The sequence below is a fragment of the Paenibacillus sp. JT31N11 genome (assembly GCF_056269285.1).
The window spans coordinates 1-21211 of the sequence record NZ_JBWDNQ010000020.1; the positions used below are offsets into that span (position 1 = coordinate 1).

A 21211-nucleotide genomic window follows, 5' to 3' on the forward strand; every position below is an offset into this window, starting at 1 on the left:
CGGATAAGAGCCGTAAAATCATCGTATCGGTATGCCCGCGCAGCAGGTCGGATGTGATTTTGTTCTCGCTCATGCGATCACCTCCATACCTGTATAATACGACATACTACTTTGTCTGTCAAGGTAATATTTTAAATTAGGTACTTTGCTTGAAAAGTAAGGGTTCCACATATTAGTCATGCATAATAGGTAAAACCCTTTATTTTATTTTAGGTCTTGATAATTCTCAGTCTAATGTTTATTACTTTAACAGTAAGGCAAAAAATTAACCGTAATTTAACCAGGCTTGAGCTATCATGATCAAATTGAAATGCGGGAGATGATGGAACTGAAAGTATTGGTTGTCGAGGATGACTTATCGATGCAAAAAGCAATCGGCACGGGGCTGAGAAAATTCGGATACGCGGTGGATGCCGCACCGGACGGAGAAAAAGCCTTACAGCTCGCCCAGGTCAATGAGTACGATGCGATAGTGCTTGATTTGAATCTGCCGAAAATAGATGGTATTGATGTTCTGACGGAAATTCGCAAGAACAACCAGGAAATCAAGGTGCTCATCCTGTCCGCGCGTTCCGAGGTGGAGGACAAGATCGCGGGGCTCGACACCGGCGCCAACGATTATATGGCGAAGCCGTTTCACTTCAAGGAGCTTGAAGCGAGGCTTCGCGCGCTGCTTCGCCGAAAATTCATCCTGACGGATACGCGAATCGCACATGGAGATCTACAAATCGATACCGCGATAAAGCAGGTATACGTTCGAAATCAGTTGATTGACTTAACCAAGAAAGAATACGGCATTCTCGAGTATCTGATGATGCATAAGGATAAAATCGTAGGCGCGGAAGAGATAATCGAGCACGTGTGGGACAGTCAAACCGACTTATTTTCCAACTCCTTTAAGGTACACATCAATTCGCTCAAGAAGAAGCTTGCCCTCCACCTTGGGAAACAGGAAATCGTCAAAAACGCAAGAGGGCTCGGCTATTTCATCGCGGAGGTGCAGTATGGCCCGGTTTAACCATCTTCCGCTGCGGCTGCGGCTGACCCTATTAATGGCGCTAATATTGATCATTGCTTCGATCGTGCTGATGATGACTTCGATCTATGCCGCACGAAAGATCTATAAGACTGACGTCCCAATGCTTAAAACGGCAGCGATTGAAAGGAATAAACAGATTTACATTGCTGACCGGCAATCTCATGGTCATGAGCGACATTGCTGCCTATATCCTGTCGGTATGTGCAGCGTTGGCTTCATTAGCTTGGCTGATTATTCAGATTCGGCGTGGCAAGGTTACGCTTCGCCAAATCGCCGGCGGCTCGGGCTGGCTGCTCGGTACGATGGTCGTGATGGGCTTGCTGAGCTGGGGGATCGTCTCATTATGTACCCAAACGATGGGGCTCGGCGAATCAACAAACAATGATGCGGTTTATCTTTGCATAGCCTTGGCGCATGGCTTGGGCGCTCTCGCAATATGGTTCTTCCGGATGCAAAAACGATCGCTTGCCGAAGGGATAGCAAGTGTGCTGCCGATTCAAGTGCTGCTGATCGTCGGAACCACGGTCTTGTTCTATGAAATCAGTTACCTGTTTACGTTACCGACGCTGGTGATGATGATTGTCGCAGTATTGGATCGCTATCCGATTGGCCGGATGATTGCATCGACTGTGCTCGGCGCAGGAATATTGCTGCTGTATGTACCGGTATGCTGGCTGGTCTATGTGATGTTTATGCTGCCTGCTGCACCGGTGGTTGTCGCTTTGAGTGTCGTTCCGGTTTCTATTGTAGCCGTAATTTTTGCAGCGAAGTACAGATTATCCGCTGTGTTGTTGTCACAAGAGAGAAAGGAAACTGTCCCCCGTTTATGAATATGATGATTTTGGGCATGATAACTCAGTAGTGATGCACTAAAACACCTGCAGCGGCAAGCCGTATAGTAACCTTGACTTTGAAAATTATAAAAAGTATTATTACAAATAACTTGAATATTCTGAAAAAAAGCTAAGATGAGAAAGAGTACCCTGGTGATGTCTTTTGCAGAGAGCCCCGGTTGCTGAAAAGGGGTAAAGAATAACCTTGGGAATATGGTCTCGGAGCTGCGCATCGAAGCCTCATGTGGTTGTAGGTTGCGCCGGAACCCGCACCCGTTACCGTGCTAGGGTATAAACGCAAACGCGTCGTACTTGAAGAGGTTAATGCCGCAAGGCATTGATAAAATTGGGTGGAACCACGTGAGCACAACTCTCGTCCCTTCGGGATGAGGGTTTTTTTGTTTGTCAAAAAAGGAGGAGTCTTAATGACAAATATTTTTATTGGCGGAGCATGGCCGTATGCGAACGGTTCATTGCATCTGGGACGGTTGGCAAGCTTACTCCCAGGAGATGTACTGGCACGTTATTTTCGTTCGAAGGGAGAAAACGTGTTGTACGTTTCGGGCAGCGACTGCCATGGCACACCGGTCGCCGTTCAGGCCCTTCAAGAGGGTGTCTCCCCAGGGGATATTGCGGATCGATATCACCTGGAGTTTGCCGAGTGCTTTAAGCAGCTGGGGTTTACTTATGATTTGTACACGCGTACTGACCAGGTTTTTCACCATCAAGTGGTTCAAGAAATGTTCTTGCAACTATTGAAAAATGGATATTTATACAAAAAGACAATACAGCAGACTTATTGTGAAACCGATCAACGCTTCTTGCCGGATCGATACGTTGAGGGTACTTGCCCTGTTTGCGGGAACCGTGCCAGAGGTGATCAATGTGATTATTGTTCGACTTTGTTAGATCCTGCAGACCTGTCAGACAAGACTTGCAAGATTTGTGGGAACCCCCCTATTGAGCGTCCAACAGAGCATTATTACTTTGCGCTCTCACGATTCCAGGCTGAATTGAGCGAGTATGCAAAACAAGCCCAAGGATGGAAAGAAAATGCTGTACAGTTAACTGGACGATACTTAAAAGAAGGTCTTCAAGATCGTGCTGTAACCCGGGACTTGACTTGGGGTGTTGATGTTCCGGTTGACGGGTTCGAAGAAAAAAAAATCTACGTTTGGATCGAGGCGGTCAGCGGCTACTTATCGGCAAGCAAGCAGTGGGCTGCTGAGACAGGCGGCAGCTGGGAATCATTCTGGAAGGAAGGGAAGGAGAATATAACCGCTTATTATGTACATGGGAAAGATAATATTCCTTTCCATACAGTGGTCTGGCCGGCACTGCTCCTGGGAGTAGGGGGTCTCCATTTGCCGGATCGGATTATTTCATGTGAGTACATGACCCTGGAAGGGAAAAAGTTTTCGACAAGCAGTAATTGGGCGGTATGGGTACCGGATATTATGCGTCGCTATCAACCAGATTCCATTCGTTATTTTTTGATCGCAAACGGTCCTGAGAACCGGGATACTGATTTTTCCTGGAGGGAGTTCATCTACAGCCATAATGGGGAATTGCTTGGCGCATTTGGAAACTTTGTTAATCGTACATTGGCTTTTATCGACAAGTCCTTTGAAGGATGCGTTCCAGAAGGTAATCTTAGTGAAGAATGGAAGAAAGTAATGGAGGAGTTGTATCTTGAGTCCGGGGCCTTAATCGAAGAAGGTCGTCTAAAGGAAGCCATTGATCTGATTTTTACTTGCGTTCGCCAAGCAAACAAATTCTTTGATGAACAAAAGCCATGGGCACAGATTAAGGAAAACCGGGAAGCGTGTGGTTATACACTGAATATATGCGTGCAAATTATAGTGAATCTGTCCAATCTGCTGCACCCGTTCATCCCCTTCTCTTGTGAAGAAATAAGAAAGTTCCTGACACTGAAACAACCGGTTTGGAGATTGACAACAGTTCCAGCCAACCGAAAAATCCAAAACCTGAAGTTATTGTTCCAGCGTATTGACATTAGTCAGATTGAAGAAGAAACAAGTTTATTGGAAAAACAAAAATTGTAGTTGTCATCCACCCGAATAGAAGAGCTTTGCGGCCGCGCTCCAATAAATCGCCCTGTCCTCCCATCAAGGACAAGGCGATTATTTGATACCGAATGGCTATCTTCCATGTCAGCCAAGGAGAATCGGCTTCTCCCTTCCTCTCTTCTTCCCTACGGGAAACGAGCCATAGCCTGCTTGTCCTGTTCGACATCAGTCTCGGGATCCCATTGATCCCGCATATCAACCAGATGCAGCTTCATCAGCTCCCTGGCCTGCTGGGGATTGTGCTGTACAATCGCCTGTGCGATCAGGTAATGGTAGGACGAGGCTTTCTCATGCATGCCGGGAATCCGCATCGTATGGCGCCGGCTGTCCAGCAGCACATCCCCGACCATATGAATCATATTGATCAGAATTTCATTACGCGAAGCTTTGGCAATGAGATCATGGAACTCAATATCCTCCTTGAGAAAAGGCTTGCCGGCCTTCACCTTGCGCTGCATCGCTTCGGCGCTTTTCAAGATGGCATCCCTGTCCTCCGGGGCGGCTTTCTCTGCCGCAAGAGCTGCGAGCTCCGGTTCGATAACCAGACGCGCTTCCGTCAGCTGCATCCACGAAGCCCGTTCCATCGCCGCCAGATAGCGGTTCGGATTGCCGGGAATCTGCTCGCTGATGAAGGTTCCTCTTCCCTGCTCAACGGTCAGAATCTTCTGCTTGCCGAGTATCCGCACCGCTTCGCGGACAGAGGAAATCCCCACCTGAAGCTCCTCCGAAATATCCTCCAATGTGGGAATGCGCTCGCCCGGCTTCCATATTCCCTCTTCAATCCGCCGTTTGATTTCGTCATATACCACTTCATAAATCAGCTTCTTCTTCATCTTTCACGCTCTTTCATGGCTTCATCTCGTTCAATCCGTTCATAAATACCATACCGTTCAAATAGCGCCGAGCAAGCGAATGGAAGCAGGACGTATGCACGGAGATCAGCGCGACATGGAGCGCATTTTGCAAGGCTTCCTTCTGTGCATCGGTGAAAGACTCCTTGCGGGATACGAATTCCCGGGAGAGTTCATGGATCATTTGGTCCCATTTGTACACCATATCGTTCCGGCCGCCTTCATATGTCCGGTAACGCTCGTCCAGCTCCTCGAAGAGTTCGGCATAAGCGGCATAGAAATCCAGCGGAGCAATCAGCTGCGGATGATGTTCATTAGCCCCCTGAACAGGGAACACAATCTCGAACAGCTTGCGGATCGCTTCGTAATCCAGGGCAGATCTCAAATCCTCGATAATGAAAAACAGGGAAGCCTGCTGAAGGGAGTATTTCTTCCCCTCCTCAGCCAAACCAATAAAGTCCTTAAAATCCCGCTTCACCCAGTTCTGTACCGATGTGACGGAAAAATGGGTGTACTCAATTTGCGATCCCAGGGATACGATATCATGAAGAGACAGAGCCGGGTTCATATCCGACTTGATCATCCGCTCGATTACGGGAGGAAGCGTTGTGGAGACGAAAGCCGTCATGGAGATCCCCTGGGCCTTCTCCCTCTGATAATGGGCAATCCATGTCTCCTGTAGAATAGTCAGCGGCGAACGCGCAGATTGTTTATTTATCGAAAGAAGAAGCTCAGCCATCTCCTTGCGGGTAAAAGATAATGTTTCCATACTAACACCTCAACCATTCGAATCGTTCTTCTAAAGCTCATCATAAAACTCGCGTACGGTTGTGTCAAAGTGAATTAATGGAGGAATGACCCTTGTTATATGACAATCCCGGAGGTTATCTGACCCATATCAGCAGATATGAGCCATTCATGACTTTGTAGTTTGTACGGAAACCCTGTAAAATAAGTTCATAAGAACTACTAATATGAATTGTTCAAAACGAAGGAAGGTTGTTATGGCTCTGAATTTCTTATTGATCGCTTTATTGATTATTCTCACCGCATTCTTCGTGGCTACCGAATTCGCGATCATTAAGCTGCGCGGAAGCCGGGTCGATCAGATGGTGCTTGAGGGTAAGAAGAACGCTCTGGCTGTGCAAAAAGTAACAAGCCACCTGGACGCCTACTTGTCCGCCTGCCAGCTCGGTATTACCATTACCGCTCTGGGTCTTGGCTGGCTCGGTGAGCCTACGGTAGAGAAGCTGCTCCATCCCCTATTCGACCGGCTGGCTGTCGGTGACGGCCTCAGCCACGTACTCTCCATGATTATTGCGCTTGCGGTTATGACCTATCTGCATGTCGTCATCGGCGAACTCGCGCCCAAGACACTCGCGATTCAAAAAGCGGAGCAGATCACGGTTGTCGTGGCGCCGCTTATCATTTTTTTCCATAAAGTGATGTATCCTTTCATTTGGCTGCTGAACGGCTCAGCTAACGGATTGGTCCGCTTATTCGGCATGAAGCCGGCCAGTGAGCATGAAGAAGCCCATTCGGAAGAAGAAATCCGCATCATTCTCTCGGACAGCTATCAGAGCGGTAAAATCAACAAAGCGGAATTCGGTTATGTGAACCGGATTTTCGCCTTCGACGAGCTGCTGGCCCGGGAAATTATGATACCGCGCACCGACATGGTCTGCTTATATGCCAACAAGACGCTTTCCGAGAATCTCGCAATTATTAAGAAAGAACAATATACCCGTTTTCCCGTTGCCATGGACAATAAGGATCATATTATCGGAACCATCAATACCAAACAGTTTTTCCTGAAATATGACAATAATCCATCCTTTGATTTCAGCACGCTGCTTCAACCCGTCATGTCGATTCCCGAGGTCATGCCCGTGGATACCCTGCTTAAGAAAATGCAAAAAGAGCGCGTCCATATCGCCATGCTGGTGGATGAATACGGAGGAACCTCGGGATTGATTACAATTGAAGATATCATTGAAGAGATCGTGGGCGAAATCCGCGATGAATTCGACAGCGACGAGAAGAAGGAAATTGAGACTCTGGGCGAGAACCGCTTCCTGGTAGAGGGTGTGGTGCTCATAACCGAGATCAACCAGCTGCTCGGAACCGATCTTGAGCATGACGATGTCGATTCCATTGGCGGCTGGTTGTACAGCAGGCAGCCGGAGCTCAAAGAGAATGTGGAGTGGCGTTTCGGCGAGCTGAGCTTCATCATCCGGGAGAAGGTAAAGAACCGGATTATGAGAATCGAGATTCATCATCACCGGGCTTATCATCATCCGGAGCTTGTGGAAGAGGCCTCGCTTTAGAATCCCCTAGAGGATTGGAATAAACCAGCCCGTCCATCATTGATGGGCGGGCTGGTTAGATTCAACATCAAGATGCTCAAAATGGTTCATGCCTATTCAAAAGCAGAGTGCTCTTGAGGAAGATATAGAAAGAGTTTAACGTGCTAAAGCATGTTCTCAAACTCCTGTGGAGAATGGCACAGGAAGTCAGGACCCGCTCCCCGCAGAAGAGCTTCAGAATCAAATCCCCACGTTACAGCCGCAACCTTGACACCTATTTTCTTGCAGGCTTGAATGTCTCTGAGCTCATCCCCGATATACAGCATGTTTTCCCGATTGATCCGGTACTTGCCGGCCACGCTTGCGATAGCCCTGTCTTTTCCGAATAAATTCGAAGCGGAATGAATGAATTCAAACAGATGCAGGCGGTGAAGGTCCAGAAAGGCCTGGATATTTTCCCGTGTATTGGACGATAGCAGACCAAGCGAGTATCCCTTCTGCTTCAAGCTGTAAAGGACGCCAATCATTCCTTCAACCGGTTGGAGCAGAACCACAGCTTTTCTGTACTCCCTCTTTCCCTCCAGCATCAAAGCCGGCAGCTTATATAAAGGCACATGAAGTGCCCGCATGCGATCAGGAAGCGACAAACCGGACAGCTCCGCAATTTTACTGTCTTCGATTTTATCTCCGCCGTATTTCCCGGAAAGTTCGTTAAAAAGCTCAACCGCCAACATTTTGGATTGGACAATGGTTCCATCAAAGTCAAAAATCAAGCCCTGTTCATTCGATAAGCATCGTGATGTGCCCATTTTTTTGGGATATCGCCTCAAAATATTCCACAACGACCTCGCGGAATTCCAGAGCCGCCCGAGAAATGTACCGGCTCTTGTTCCATAATAAAGCGATCTCCCGTACCAATTCGTGATTCTCTACTTGGAGATAATGGATATGTTCCCGCGAATTCCTTGCCGTGCTTGGTATGAAGGCTATTCCAATTTCGGCTTCTACAAGAGCGCTTAGCCTTGCAGGTTCATCACCCTCGTATACATACTTAGGTTCAAATCCAACCGCTTGGCATAGGGAGTCCACGAAATCGCGAGCGCCATAGCCTTTCTTTACACCGACAAACCATTCATTTCTTAGCTCTGTCAAAGATACGCTGCTTCGGTTTGCCAGTCGATGCCCTTTTGGAACCGCTACGAGGATTGGGTCGATGTACACGATTTGACATTCAATATCATCCTCATGTATAGGAGGTGAAGTTAAGCAAAAATCGACCTCTCCTCTATGTAGAAGCGTAATCATATTCTGCGCGCTAAGCATTTGCACATGAAATTGGACATTAGGCCGCTTTTTCCGAAACTCCCGAAGGATATTTGGCAACGGACTTGCGGTGGTCACCGCCAACTCGAGTGTGCCATGTTCCGGGCTGGACAAATCGCTAATCTCCTGCTTCCCCTGCTCCAATTCAAACAAAGCCCTTTCCGCCCGGCGAAGGAATCTGCTTCCGAACTCATTCAATCGCAGCTTCCTCCCTGTCCGGTCGAATAGAGGAACCCCCAGATCCTCCTCCAGGCGTTGAATCGTTTTGCTTAGCGACGATTGAGTAACGTGCAGACTTCGTGCAGCTTCAGTCACATGCTCCAGTCGAGCTACCGCGAGAAAATATTGCAATTGAAGAAGTTCCATTTTTCACTCCTCCCTTTCATTCCTCTGAGTAAATGAAATCATAACATAAAATGCGTTGGAGTAAATATCCGAATTCAAGTACGATGATATTAATACAGCTTAGGGGGACCAAAAATGAATGTTCGCAGCAGGTGGTTGTTGATTTCCGTTGGACTGGGGGTACTATTGAACCCGTTAAATTCTTCGATGATTTCTGTTGCGATTCCCAGATTGCAAAATGTGTTCCAACTTGATTTTACCGTTGTTTCCTGGGTTATTTTCACTTTCTACATTTCAAGTGCTGTCGCTCAGCCTGTCATGGGAAAGGCTAGCGATTTATTCGGCCACAAGAAGATATTTCTTGCCGGTCTTGTTGTATCCTTCATTTCATCCCTACTCGCTCCTTTATCGCCAAATTTTGGATGGATTATCGTGTCCCGCATTGTGCAAGCGATTGGAACCAGTATGATGGTTGCGGTTGGAATGGCTATTGTACGAATTCATATTAAGGAGAAACAAGCGGCCGCGCTGTCCGTTTTGTCGATTTTCCTGTCCGGAGCGGCAGCAATCGGCCCTTTTGTTGGCGGGGTCTTGATTCAGCGGTGGGACTGGACTGTTATTTTTATTGTCAATATCCCATTCGTGGCGGCGAGCTTTTTGTTAGCCTGGCGGACGATCCCCAAGGATGAGACACCAACACCCGCTGCACGAGGCATGTCCTTGCGTAAATGGTTTGATTTGATTGATGCCTTGGGGATCCTGCTTTTTACAGTGGCTCTGGTCGCCCTGCTCGTCGGATTGCTTTCAGCAAAATCTTCTGGGCATGTTTCGTTAGGGCATATCATTGTCGGGGGGATAGGACTTGCTGCACTGGGGGCTTTCGTGCGACATGAGTTGAAAACGACATCACCCTTTATTCCTTTGCGCACATTCGCTAAATATCCTGCGATGATTTGGGTCAATGTGCAATTCATGCTTGTCAATGTGCTGTTTTACGCTGTCTTTTTTGGGGTTCCGTCTTACTTGCAGATGGTTCGTCATGCCAGCGAGTTCGATACAGGGATTCTCATGCTAACCTTAGGCTTGTGCTCGATCGTTATTTCTCCAATCGCAGGACGATGGATAGATAAATCAGGACCAAGGCCAGCCTTGCTGGTATCTGCACTATTGATGGCATTCGGTTCAGCGTGGATCGTGACCTTGAATCAAACTTCACCGATTATCAGTGTGAGCCTGGCGTTAGCCGCATTTGGCATTAGCAACGGTATGAACGCTGTAGGTATGCAGGAGATTTTGTTTAAAAGCGCTCCAAAAGAAATGATCGGTGTAGCATCCGGACTATTCAATACATCGAGATATCTGGGTACCATTTTATCTTCATTGTTGACAAGCTTCGTTATGGGGGAGCAGTTCAGCGCTGGAGGTTTTCAACTGCTAGGGGTTATCCTCACGGTTATTGCATTGGCCTTGATAGTTATGAGTCTGCGGGGCCGGGAGTCCGGACAATTGAAAGAGTCAAATGTAAACAAGTAAACAAAAAAAAGAAAGGTAATGACAAAATGCTGGCAGGCCCCCTATTCATTGGAGGGTTCAAATGTTTTGACGACTTCATACATCCCCGGATCAAACGCAGCTATAGTCAATGCTTCCTGAAGATAAGGAAGTGGTTTAGGGTCATTTCGCATAGCTTGGTAATCTTCCGCACTTCTCCATTGAGCATACATTGTAACTTTATTCCCATCTGTGCTTCGATGGAGACTGCAAGAAATAAATCCGGCAGCGTGTCGAACGGAGACTTCTGTTGCACGGGTAAGTAACTCGACCAGACGTTCCTGATTTTCGGGATCAACTGTGAACACATTGATCAGGGTAACAACGCGATTATGCATTGATATATGAGTCATAATTAACTCCTTTATTAATATTTTCGTAAACTTATGCTAAGGGATGCTTCTGCTCTGCTAATCTTTAGCTCCATGTCGCCATTTTATACATTCTAGTCCGTCTAAAAGATTCTGTAACAGGATGTCAATAAGATGCCCGTTCGCTGTTCCCGGCAAGTTTTAATTTGAATCCGAACAGCCCAACTTACACTTCATACGAACTGATTATGGAAGAAGCCCATACAATACATGGTCAAATGTCTATTACCATCATAAATGGAGGACAACAAATATGGGTATTCACGGAGGCTTCGGAGATTTTGGGCAAGGAGGTTTAGGAAACCCGTATGGCTTTGGAGGTTTTGGAAGCCCCTTCTTTCATCCATTCTTTTTCCGCCAGCCTTATATGAAAATATCTTACCCCATGTCTCCTGGGCGGCCAATCCTACCTTACGTAGGATTCTCCCGCCACGTGTATCCGGAGCAACCAATGTCACATTGGCGACCGAGTATGCCGACAAAGCTATCCTTGCCTACAGATAAGAACGCCATTCGGGGTCCGTTTTATGTGAATGTTCCGGAAGCGGAACTTACCGAATTGCGCAGGCGCATATACGCGACAAAATGGCCTGATCGGGAAACGGTCGCGGATGCATCTCAAGGTGTGCAGCTCGCGACGATTCAGGAACTCGCGCGCTATTGGGCGTCGGATTACGATTGGCGCAAGTGCGAGGCGAAGCTGAACGCCCTGCCGCAGTTCATCACCGAGATCGACGGGCTGGACATTCACTTCATTCACGTTCGCTCGAAGCATAAAGATGCTTTGCCGCTCATCATCACGCATGGATGGCCAGGCTCGATCATCGAGATGCTGAAGATTGTCGATCCGCTTACCAATCCCACGGCACATGGCGCGAAGGCATCGGACGCTTTCCATCTGGTAATTCCATCGATACCCGGCTACGGGTTTTCAGGCAAGCCGACTACGACCGGCTGGGGTCCCGTCCGCATCGCACAAGCCTGGACAAAGCTGATGAAGCGACTGGGATACACGAAGTATGTGGCACAGGGCGGCGACTGGGGTGCGATTATCACGGATTTGATGGGTGTACAGGCGCCTCCGGGACTGGTAGGCATTCACTCCAATATGCCTGGCGTAGTTCCGCCCGATATTGATAAGGCGCTCCAGTCCGGCAACCCGCTGCCCTCCAGTCTCTCAGATGACGAGAGGCGCGCGTCCCAGCAGCTGGACTTCGTATACAAGCACATCGGCTATGCCCAGATGATGGGTACGCGCCCGCAGACGCTGACTGGACTTGCGGATTCGCCCGTCGGCTTGGCAGCCTTTATGCTTGACCATGATGCGCGTAGTCTGGAGCTGATCTCTCAAGCCTTTGCCGGACACCCCGGAGGTCTTACGCGAGACGATGTCCTCGACAACATCACGCTCTACTGGCTGACGAACACCGCGATTTCTTCGGCTCGTCTCTATTGGGAAAACAAGTTCTCCTTCTTCGCCGTCAAGGGCGTCTCCATCCCGGTTGCCGTGAGCGTCTTTCCTTACGAGCTCTATCAGGCCCCGCGGAGTTGGACGGAGCAGGCGTATCCCAAACTCATGTATTTCAACAAGCTCGACAAGGGCGGACACTTCGCGGCGTGGGAGCAGCCACAGCTTTTTGCTGCAGAACTCCGCGCGGGATTCAAGTCGCTACGCTAATCGGAGTCAGGTGGAATACGCGCGCACGGGTGCTCGTCGTCCCACGCCACACGCGACATCGATTTGAATTCCGATTGGAGAGTTGGCAAAATGCGGTCTCTTTTGCCGCTATGAAGAAACATAGGGGCGGGTTCAACAAAAAAACAGCGGCAGCTTCGGACATAATCGAGTCCAAAACTGGCGCTGTTCTTTAACTTAAGCATGCAAGCGGATTTCCCGTGCCTCATCTGCCATTAGCGTCATCTCATCGCCGGCAAACTCCCCCAGGTTCTGGTGCTGCCAGGCTTCCGGTCCGGCCACATTCTGAACCCATGAGGCATACCAGCGGCCCAACATCCTCAGTATCATGGGCTGCAGCAGCACGAATATCAGGCCAACGCCCCCGGCAATCCATGAGCGCTGAGCCGACGACAAATCAATGTTCAAGCGGTCCATCATCCATGCATCGGGGAATAAATTGAAATCGAACAATCGGATACTCACCTCATAAGCGAGCGGGGACAGCATAACTGCGAATGCCGTTACAGGCAGCACGATTGCGGTCGTGAACGCCGCTATGCCGATAGGGAGCTGAAGGATGCTGTAGACGATGCCCCGATAAGATTGTCCCTCTCTGAATGGAGACAGCAGCGCCAGCCAGCCCTTCTGCCCGGAAACAGGCTCCGTCACTGCGGGAGCGGAATGATGATCGGCCTTGTTGAGCCAGGCTTTCGTGTAGCTGGCTTCCTCTTTCATGAAGCGGCGGCACAGGACCAGTGTCGCCGACAAAAGCGGCAGGCCAATCAAAATGACCAATAGCGGCAGGCCCACTGACAGACCGACAATTGCGACTACAAATGCCGCAATTCCTTTCGGGAGTGCCATGACGAGCATTTTCCAAGCCTTGACGGCGCTTTGCTTTTTCATTGTCATAACCACGCTTTCTCGTTTCGTTGCTTCCATTGTAGCCCCGAGAGCCAGCTGTGAGCATCCGCTTGCGGATGGAAAGTAGACCAGACCTAAGTCCAGTTCCGCATCTGCAAACTGCCTCCTCCATTATTTGTCAGCTAGTTCATTTCCCCCGGTACTGCATTGGCGCAACCCCCTTGATCGATTTAAAGATTTCCTGGAATATTGAATATCTTCATAGCCCACGGGGATGCGGTGCAAAACAACAAGGAGCCCAAGAATTCCTGGACTCCTCGCCTTAACTCACCGCCTGGGTGAATTCTATTTGGTTGCCTCCGAAATATGCCAGCAAACACCGGATAGATCAATTAAGTTGATTTCACGTTTTCCCCATGGATAGATTGTCGGCTCTTTTATTTTAACAGGATAATTGTTCTCGCGGACAACTGCTTGTATATGCGTCCACCAGCCATCAAGATCCTCGACAATCAGCTCTACCATGAAATTCTCCTGAAACTCCTGATTATGGAAATTCTGCAGAAAAAATTCCTGTTCCCCCATCCGGAAGATGCTCAATCCGTCATCGGAGTACACTTTCTCGAAACCAAGATCCTCAAAAAATCGCTGCGCAAGCGTATAATCCTGGCCTGATGGAATGAATGGACGAAGTTTAACGGCTTTCACGGTCATCCCTCCTGAATTTGAATGAATCTCAGCAGCGCTCGTTAACCTACAAGCGTTTGGCTGGCATCGGCAGGAACAGCATGGCGATCGGCGTATTGCTTCCTGCTGCAATCGTAAACACGATTTCAACCGATTCCTCGGAATCGCCCGTCCGGTACAGCGCAACGGCTTGACCGTTGTCCTTCAGCGCGCCGTCGTTAGCCGCCTGGACGACCTGGCCATTGACGATAAAGGCTCCGGTATATATGCCGCCACGTGGATTAAGCGCAATCAGGGTATGGGGGGCCACATGCTGCAGCCGCATCTTGTACAGAACGCCAAAATTGCCGGTATTCAGCTCAAGCTGACCCGTAATTTCGTCAATTCCATCCGTATAGGTGTCCATCTTACGGTCGCCGAGCATAATGACCTCCGGCTCTTCGCCCAATGTATCGGACATCTCGATAGCCCGGTTCGCTTTGTTGAACGTACCGCGAACATGAACATCGTTGCGCTTCAGAATACTCAAGTTTGGTATCTCTTGAATCGGGTCCTTGGAGGATGCCACGACCACCACGCGGTAGGTCAGCTCTTTGTCCGCATACAAATCTGCGTAAGCGGTGAAGACATCGCTTTGCTTCAAGGGAATCCTGGATATTTCCGGAAGCAGGGTGACGGATTGCCCCGGCTTGATCGTTGTTGTTGTCGGCGCCGGCCGGGCAACCAGTGAATTCATATAGCGCAGGACCGCCATCTTGCCGGATTTATCCACATAGGGATCCGGTCCGCCAATACCGACCGATCCTGTGCTTACGGTAACCGACGAGCTGTTATTATTGGTCGCGACAAGATAAATCTTCACCGGATAACCGATTTTGTTAATGTTATGAAACATGAAGCGAACCTGCCCCGTCAACTGCGAAACATAGGCTATTCCTTCTCCCTCAAGAACCTCGGGGCTGTTGCTGCGGACAAACTGGGATCCTTCATCCTGAATTTTGTAGGGCAATGAAGGGTAATCCAGAACGTTTTTGCTCTCCATGGGGAACTTGACGCCTGGCTCCGCAAACAGCTTATAGTATTCATCCTGCGTATAGAGCACTTCATCCGTGACATTGATCGTCTGTGTCACAGAATGGGTCAGTCCCTTGGCATCCTGCACTTCCAATGTGACGGTCTTAAGCCCGGGCTCGAAAAACACGTCATCATCGCCGGTCCAGGTTCTGCGGACGATTTCATTGCTGTCATCTGTGCTTAGATCCGTATAGTTGATTTTCTCGCCAAGCCGATACTCCTGCTTATCCGTCGTGAAGCTTGCGACCGGAGGCATATTCTGCGGCTGAACCTCAACCGTGACCGAGTACGGCTCGCTCCACAAGCCATTCACATCCTGAACCTGCCTTGTAATCGTATAGGAACCGGCAGCAGGGAAAACATCCATTCTTCCGGTGTAAAAGTCCTGCACGTAGGGCTGGCCGCTTGGGTTCGTGGACTTGTCGATATAGTTCACTGTCGTCTCCCCAGCGATGATTTCACCCGGCTCGACGGCAAAATCCGCCGTTGGCTGCTTGAGCACATTCCAGGAAAGCGTAATTTGCTTGCCGCTTAAGACCAATGTGCTCTCAGCCAGATTCGACCATGTCCGAACCGGAACCATCAGGGAACCGTTCAGGATATAGGGAGCAATGGCAATCTTGACAGGCAGGCCGTCTCCGTAGACAATCGTGCTGCCGATTTTGAAGATAAGATCGTGATAATCGTTAGCAGCCGTAATTTCTTTGGTGGCCGCGTTATAGGAGACCTTGTAACCGTAAAGCGCAGAGATCGAGCTCAGTGTGATGAATGTTGTGCCATTTTGTACTGTAACCGGCTGGGCCGAATTCATGGTGACGCCATTATGAACCATAACCTTGCTGTTCATTTGAAGGATAACCGTATCCGACATTTCTCCTGCAGCCGATACGGTTGAATGGGAGACGTTCGCAAACGGCATGATCAGGAAAGATAAAATAAGCAGCCACCTTATTGATTTAAACGTTTTCATTTTTTATCTCCTTCAATTCTCTGAATTACGGATCCACCCGGGCAAAAGACACCAGCAAGCTTCCATGACATGTTTAACGCTTGCTGTCAGGTAAAAGTTGCGTAAGAAATGGAACAGCTTCCATTTTTATGATCATCATGAAGCGATTACTTGTATGAGAAACGCCATAAGAACTTAATCTCATTGAATAAGCTGCTGCCGCGGCGAATCATGATAGTAACTTGTTTGGTTAGTCCGCCCGTCGAATAAATGACTATTTATGATTACTGGTTGAGCGGCTTCTTCTAACTATTACAACACAAGAGCTAATCAATAAGGTTAGCAGCACTCCAATAGTAAATGTGAAGAAGTTAAAAAACAGGACATTTGTATATTGATTTAACCAGCCCCACCTGTAAATCACAGAATCAGGGCTTTCGGGTCCTCCCCCTAAATTCTGAATGAGTGCTTGGGCCAAATGATATTCCCCATAGATGCATATGCAGATCAACAGAAGGAAAGCCACGGGCCAGACAACCATGTTTTTTCGATCACGACAACAGAATTGACTGACTTTATAAATGAAAACCAACATGAATAAGTAAACGGGGACAGCAGGATAAACAAAAATCAATCCCAAATTACCATTGCCTGAAACGCCGTCTCCTTTATATGTAAAGGTAAAAAGATCGACCAAAAAAAATAACAAAATAGCCAGGAACAGCGAAGCAAACAGTATCTTCAACTCGACTTTGAATTGTCTTTGCATATATAAACCACCGCCTTCAGGGATAGTCGATTCTTGAGACGATTTTGATGTAGAAAAGTTGCGGTAATTCCCATAAATTAGGACCACGTCTGTCCCTGTCATGTATATACTTGGATATTTGAGTATATCCGACTTCACTTGGATCCGTTATTATTCAATCTTGTGAGGAAGAGGTCCACACCAAATAAACGAAATCATGGAGGAAAACAAATCGTGAAAAATGTACGTAAAACAATCAAAAAGTCCGGAATTGCTTTGGCCGCTGTCGCAATGTTGAGCATTCCGGCAGCCGCAAGTGCCGCAGCTGATTCGTCGTCTGCCTTAAGAGGAGGAGAAGGAGTTGGCCCGATCCTGACAATTCCGCATGTGCCCATTAACATTCAGTTTCATCTCGGTGATGTCAGGCTCCTTGTTTCCCCGGAAACAAGAAATCTTCCTGTTAACTTCCAGCAAAATATTACTTCGATAACGGTGATCCCAACAATCGGCTCTGCGGGGGATTTTAAAGCGGAGATCATCAATAACGGGACACAAATTCGTTTTACAAAAAATACCTTTGCAAGATACGCAAGCGCAAAAATCGTTCTGACCACTTCCAATAACCTTACCGGCTATTACAACATCACGGAAGAAACGCTTTATTAAGCCATTCTTGCTCATTTATCTCAACCCAGGCCGGCAGCGATTAATTTCGTTGCCCGGCCTTTTTTCTTTATACCAATAATTGGATAGAAACAAACGTCCTGCGGCTGCGTTTATACATTGCAAAAGAAAACTCTGGAAGAGGAGTCTGAACATGAAGATTAGAAATTGCTTCCTTACAGGCGCTGCATCAGCGCTTATGAGTATGATGCTGGTCCATGCAGGACCGGTCCATGCCGAGACGAATCCGCCGCCTTCTGTATTTCTGGATGGGCATCCGCTGTCCTTTCAGACTGCGCCGGTTATTGAAGGGGGCTACAGTTTCGTTCCCATGCGCTCAATTTTCGAGGCTGAGGGCGCAAAAATTTCCTGGGATACGAGTACGCAAACGGTTACTGCGAATAAAGACGGAGCCATCCTTACATACAAAATTGGAGAAAAAACCGCTTATAAAAATCAAGTAAGGCTGGAGCTGCCCGTATCCGGCAAAATTATCGACGGATCTACCATGGTTCCCCTTCGATTTATTAGCGAAACGCTGGGGAATCTCGTTAAATGGCATGAATATTCACGTTCAATTACGATTTCATCCGTACATGATTATGAAACCACGATCGAATACGGCGTCAACCTGCGCGTCTCTCCCGGGAAAGATACGGATTCCCCCCTCATCCGAATGCTTTCGAAAAACGAGAGAATCCACGTCATCCGGGAAATAGACGCCGATTGGCTGGAAGTGCAGGCCCAGGATAATACAGTCGGTTTCATTTCGGCCAAACCGCTGTATACCGATTATACGAGCCCGGCGCTAGCCGATAAGCAAGCGGATGAGCTGCTCGCCTTCGGATCCAAATTTCTGGGGACCCCTTACGAGTTCGGTGCCGTCTCCGGCCAGACCGACACGTTCGATTGCTCCTCTTTCGTCCGGTATGTTTTCAGCGAAGCATTATCCATCGATCTGCCGCGAGTCTCCTACGACCAGGCTCTGGAGGGAACCAAGGTCGGAATTGACGAGCTGCGCAAAGGCGATCTTCTGTTCTTCAGTGCCCGCGGGCTCGATATCGGGCATGTAGGCATCTATGCGGGAGACGGCCGTGTTCTTCATACTTATTCGAAAGACCAGGGCGTTCACTTCGAGGATTTCGATGAAAAGTGGAAGAAACGTTTTGTCACGGCCAGGAGATTATTCTAAACGCTTTCCTGGCAAGAAGAAACGCTTGATTACGCCATCAGAACCTGTAAATTAACTATGGCCGGGAAACGGGTAAAATCGTTTCCCGGCCTTTTTGGTTTCCGTTGCATGCCAGTATTTCTGCCCCACAGGTAAAGCCAAGGGAAGGGCCTGCCGTGCGGCAAGCCCTTGGAAATTCAACGATCATATCCGTTCATATACCATGGGATATCGTCCCTCAGGGGTTTTACAGGTGCCGGAAGCCGCTTGTTGTTTTATTCAAATGCTTTTCCCGGTATTGGCCCGGTGTTATGCCCTCCAGTTTGCGGAAATAGCGAATAAAGTTGGCTGGCGTGTTGTATTTCAGCTTTTCGGCGATTTCCGCTATCTTCATATCCGTTTCGGTCAGCCACTGCTGCGCCATTCTCATGCGGTATTCCGCCAAATAATCGCTGAAATTAACGCCCGTTTCCTTGCGGAATACCTTGCTCAAATAATTCGGGCTGTAGTTCATCCGCTTGGCGCAAACCTCCAGCGTAAGATCGGTGTCGAAGCCGGTTTCGATAATGTGGACGATTCCGCTGGAAATGCTCTGATACTGCTCCTCGCGCCGCTGCTCGAGATGCTGAAGCAGCGGACCCATCACCTCATGCCGGAACCACAGCTCCACCTCCTTGACCGTCCTCAATTGAAACAGATGAATGAACGGGACTGCTCCGTCATGTTCAACCGGCCGGGATGCACCCCGGCTTCCTTGACAGCCTGCAGCATCTGCAGCAGCAGACGAACAAATGACATGAAATATTCCTCATGCGTCCGGTCATCGACGGCGATTGCCTCGATCAATCGGGGCAGCAGCCCGAAAGCCTGTTCCCGGTCCGCAAGCTTGAGCGCGTCAAGCAGCTCTCGTTCGAGGGCATCGGGATAATGCTGCGGCAAGCCCTGCTCCGGCTGCACGTCGCCGATGAACAGAATGGATTCCGCGCCCAGCTTCATCCGGTATTTGAGCGCAGTAAGAGCTTCCCCGTAAGCATGCCGGATTTGCTTGATATCGGCAAAGACCCGGCTAAATCCGATGCTGATCTTCAGCCCCAGGAAGCTGTCGATCGTCTTCATGATTTGCTGCGCCAGCGAGTCGAGCTGATCCTTGAACCGCAGAGGGTCGGATTCCGTGCCGCCCAGCAGCGTGATCTGGGATTCTCCCATCACCACGGGCGGCAGTCTCCGCTCCGCCGCAACCAGCTCTGCTACGATGTTGTTGACGGCAAACAACAGCAGGTCCCGGTCCTGCTCGCGATAACGCGTATCCGACAGCGTATCGATCTGGACCGCCATCACGCACATGCCGCTCCAGTTCAAGGGATCGCCGAACAGCAGCAGCCTGTCGCGGATTTCCGTCTTGGTCATATCGCTCTGAAACAGCTTGAATACAAAATATTCCTTCACATTGCGGGATTGTCCCTGTACCTCCTGCAGCAGACGGGATTCCTGCTGCAGCAGTCCGCGAAACCGTTCATTGATCAGGACGAATTCATCACTTGTCGCAGTTGTCCTGTCTGTATCCGGCGAATTCCGCACAATTTCGTACAGGTTCCGGATCGGCCGGTACATTTTTCTGGAGCCGAGATACGAAATGAGCAGAGCGGCGGCCAATATGCCCAAACACAGGTACAAGGTGAACCAGCCGATATCCCGTGCCTCCTTGTTGAGCTCGTCGATCGAAACGATAGACGTATATACCCAGCCGTTGTAGGACGATTTGCGGTAGCTTACCCCTACCCGCTCCTGTCCGATGCGGGACTTATAGAACCCGTACTCCGCTCCCGGCACATCCGGTTCCCCGCCGAGGGGCGGCTCCTCCAGCTGATTGTCCGGCAGGCCGCCGTCATTGCCGGAGATCAGATGGCGTTCTTCGTCCATCACCAGCACCTTGCCGAGCTTCGTATCGCTGCTGATCAGCTTGTTTACCTCGTAAGCCGGAACGGAGAATATAAGCAGTCCCGTAGGGTTCGCGGAATAAGCGGGAATCTTTTTGATCAGCCTGACGGTCGTCGGACCGGCTATCCAGAAGGAGGTTCTCGGATCGCGGACCCAGCTCCCGTAACCCTTCAGCTCCTCCGCGGACATCCCGGACAGCCCCGTGCCGTCGACCGACCAGCCGCTCGCCAGACTGATCAGCTGCATGCTCATCATGCCGAGCTCATTGCTTTGCTGCTTGCTCATCGACTCAAGCAGTTCCTTCACCGTGCGGACCCCGCTGCTATTACTGTGCAGCTCTCCCCGCAGGGCGGACGTTACGACCGTTTGATTCATAAATTGGATGGCCGAATAATCGACGAGACGGAGCATCTGCTCGATCTGCGATTCTGTCTGCTGCAGCTGCTGCTGATTGCTCTCGTATACTTTCGTCTGCACGGTTTCAGACGCTTTGAAATAGGAAAAAGCCCCCAGTACAATGACCGGGAACGTCCCTAGCAGCAAGCTGAACCATAAGAGCCTGGACAAAAAAGAAGATGCATACAATTTCATAAATGAAGCCTCCGCCGCTCATGTCTGACGGTCTTTCCCGAGCATTCTTGCCTGCAAGGCCGCAATACCGCGGGAATGTCGGCACATGCGGCGCCTCCCGACCGGACGGGTCCGATGCAGGAGGCGCCTTGGCGGAAAG

At 49.3% G+C, this 21211-nt stretch carries 18 protein-coding genes, 1 pseudogene and 1 other annotated feature; of the genes and pseudogenes, 8 read left to right on the top strand and 11 right to left on the bottom strand.

From position 1 onward, the window contains the following. A pseudogene (locus AC0YNV_RS35680) lies at positions 1 to 73 on the bottom strand (PadR family transcriptional regulator); the annotation flags it as partial. 249 nt (positions 74 to 322) lie between these two features. Between AC0YNV_RS35680 and AC0YNV_RS35685 the strand changes: the two are divergent. The 3 genes from AC0YNV_RS35685 (at position 323) to metG (ending at position 3938) form a co-directional block, all read left to right on the top strand. Continuing rightward, positions 323 to 1018: a response regulator transcription factor gene (locus tag AC0YNV_RS35685; protein WP_475772379.1), complete on the top strand. Its 696-nt coding sequence runs from the start codon at positions 323 to 325 to the stop codon at positions 1016 to 1018. A 140-nt stretch (positions 1019 to 1158) separates the two neighbouring features. Then, positions 1159 to 1869, top strand: a complete 711-nt coding sequence (locus tag AC0YNV_RS35690) for a hypothetical protein (protein ID WP_475772297.1) — start codon at positions 1159 to 1161, stop codon at positions 1867 to 1869. Positions 1870 to 1995: 126 nt separating this feature from the next. Further along, positions 1996 to 2256: a binding site (T-box leader), on the top strand. 41 nt (positions 2257 to 2297) lie between these two features. Next, entirely contained in the window at positions 2298 to 3938 is a 1641-nt protein-coding gene (gene metG / locus AC0YNV_RS35695; RefSeq protein ID WP_475772298.1) for a methionine--tRNA ligase, read from the top strand. Positions 3939 to 4087: 149 nt separating this feature from the next. On the opposite strand, the gene AC0YNV_RS35700 is transcribed toward metG, so the two are convergent. Together AC0YNV_RS35700 and AC0YNV_RS35705 are read right to left on the bottom strand one after the other, a co-directional pair. Continuing rightward, complete coding sequence (locus tag AC0YNV_RS35700) at positions 4088 to 4795, bottom strand: FadR/GntR family transcriptional regulator (protein ID WP_475772299.1); 708 nt, start codon at positions 4793 to 4795, stop codon at positions 4088 to 4090. A gap of 13 nt (positions 4796 to 4808) precedes the next feature. Then, positions 4809 to 5582, bottom strand: coding sequence for a DUF1836 domain-containing protein (locus AC0YNV_RS35705; protein WP_210045753.1), 774 nt, complete (start codon positions 5580 to 5582; stop codon positions 4809 to 4811). Positions 5583 to 5817: 235 nt separating this feature from the next. On the opposite strand from AC0YNV_RS35705, the gene AC0YNV_RS35710 reads away from it, so the two are divergent. Continuing rightward, positions 5818 to 7140 carry a hemolysin family protein gene (locus tag AC0YNV_RS35710; protein ID WP_475772300.1) on the top strand — a complete coding sequence of 441 codons (1323 nt, stop codon included), beginning with the start codon at positions 5818 to 5820 and terminating at the stop codon, positions 7138 to 7140. 143 nt (positions 7141 to 7283) lie between these two features. On the opposite strand, the gene AC0YNV_RS35715 is transcribed toward AC0YNV_RS35710, so the two are convergent. Then, positions 7284 to 7928: an HAD-IA family hydrolase gene (locus AC0YNV_RS35715; RefSeq protein WP_475772301.1), complete on the bottom strand. Its 645-nt coding sequence runs from the start codon at positions 7926 to 7928 to the stop codon at positions 7284 to 7286. Then, positions 7900 to 8808, bottom strand: a complete 909-nt coding sequence (locus tag AC0YNV_RS35720; RefSeq protein ID WP_475772302.1) for a LysR family transcriptional regulator — start codon at positions 8806 to 8808, stop codon at positions 7900 to 7902. Before AC0YNV_RS35720 ends, AC0YNV_RS35715 begins: the two co-directional genes overlap by 29 nt. A 114-nt stretch (positions 8809 to 8922) precedes the next feature. Between AC0YNV_RS35720 and AC0YNV_RS35725 the strand changes: the two genes are divergently transcribed. Further along, positions 8923 to 10320, top strand: coding sequence for an MFS transporter (locus tag AC0YNV_RS35725; RefSeq protein WP_475772303.1), 1398 nt, complete (start codon positions 8923 to 8925; stop codon positions 10318 to 10320). Between the two features lie 41 nt (positions 10321 to 10361). Here AC0YNV_RS35725 and AC0YNV_RS35730 read toward each other — a convergent pair whose 3' ends face one another. After that, positions 10362 to 10691, bottom strand: coding sequence for an antibiotic biosynthesis monooxygenase family protein (locus AC0YNV_RS35730; protein WP_475772304.1), 330 nt, complete (start codon positions 10689 to 10691; stop codon positions 10362 to 10364). A gap of 490 nt (positions 10692 to 11181) precedes the next feature. On the opposite strand from AC0YNV_RS35730, the gene AC0YNV_RS35735 reads away from it, so the two are divergent. Then, the gene (locus AC0YNV_RS35735; RefSeq protein ID WP_475772305.1) at positions 11182 to 12387 is read left to right on the top strand and encodes an epoxide hydrolase family protein; all 1206 of its coding nucleotides are present in this window, start codon (positions 11182 to 11184) and stop codon (positions 12385 to 12387) included. 195 nt (positions 12388 to 12582) lie between these two features. Here AC0YNV_RS35735 and AC0YNV_RS35740 read toward each other — a convergent pair whose 3' ends face one another. From AC0YNV_RS35740 to AC0YNV_RS35750, 3 genes are all read right to left on the bottom strand, one after another. Then, positions 12583 to 13299 (bottom strand): sensor domain-containing protein, encoded by a 717-nt coding sequence (locus tag AC0YNV_RS35740; protein WP_475772306.1) that lies wholly within the window; start codon positions 13297 to 13299, stop codon positions 12583 to 12585. Positions 13300 to 13596: 297 nt separating this feature from the next. After that, complete coding sequence (locus AC0YNV_RS35745) at positions 13597 to 13959, bottom strand: VOC family protein (protein ID WP_475772307.1); 363 nt, start codon at positions 13957 to 13959, stop codon at positions 13597 to 13599. 46 nt (positions 13960 to 14005) lie between these two features. Then, the gene (locus AC0YNV_RS35750) at positions 14006 to 15982 is read right to left on the bottom strand and encodes a stalk domain-containing protein (protein WP_475772308.1); all 1977 of its coding nucleotides are present in this window, start codon (positions 15980 to 15982) and stop codon (positions 14006 to 14008) included. A gap of 961 nt (positions 15983 to 16943) precedes the next feature. On the opposite strand from AC0YNV_RS35750, the gene AC0YNV_RS35755 reads away from it, so the two are divergent. Both AC0YNV_RS35755 and AC0YNV_RS35760 read left to right on the top strand, forming a co-directional pair. Continuing rightward, the gene (locus AC0YNV_RS35755; RefSeq protein ID WP_475772309.1) at positions 16944 to 17375 is read left to right on the top strand and encodes a hypothetical protein; all 432 of its coding nucleotides are present in this window, start codon (positions 16944 to 16946) and stop codon (positions 17373 to 17375) included. 151 nt (positions 17376 to 17526) lie between these two features. Then, positions 17527 to 18564: a stalk domain-containing protein gene (locus AC0YNV_RS35760; protein WP_475772310.1), complete on the top strand. Its 1038-nt coding sequence runs from the start codon at positions 17527 to 17529 to the stop codon at positions 18562 to 18564. A 226-nt stretch (positions 18565 to 18790) separates the two neighbouring features. Here AC0YNV_RS35760 and AC0YNV_RS35765 read toward each other — a convergent pair whose 3' ends face one another. Together AC0YNV_RS35765 and AC0YNV_RS35770 are read right to left on the bottom strand one after the other, a co-directional pair. Continuing rightward, positions 18791 to 19213, bottom strand: coding sequence for a helix-turn-helix transcriptional regulator (locus tag AC0YNV_RS35765; protein WP_475772311.1), 423 nt, complete (start codon positions 19211 to 19213; stop codon positions 18791 to 18793). A gap of 14 nt (positions 19214 to 19227) precedes the next feature. Next, positions 19228 to 21072, bottom strand: coding sequence for a hypothetical protein (locus AC0YNV_RS35770; RefSeq protein ID WP_475772312.1), 1845 nt, complete (start codon positions 21070 to 21072; stop codon positions 19228 to 19230). Positions 21073 to 21211 lie beyond the last annotated feature (139 nt).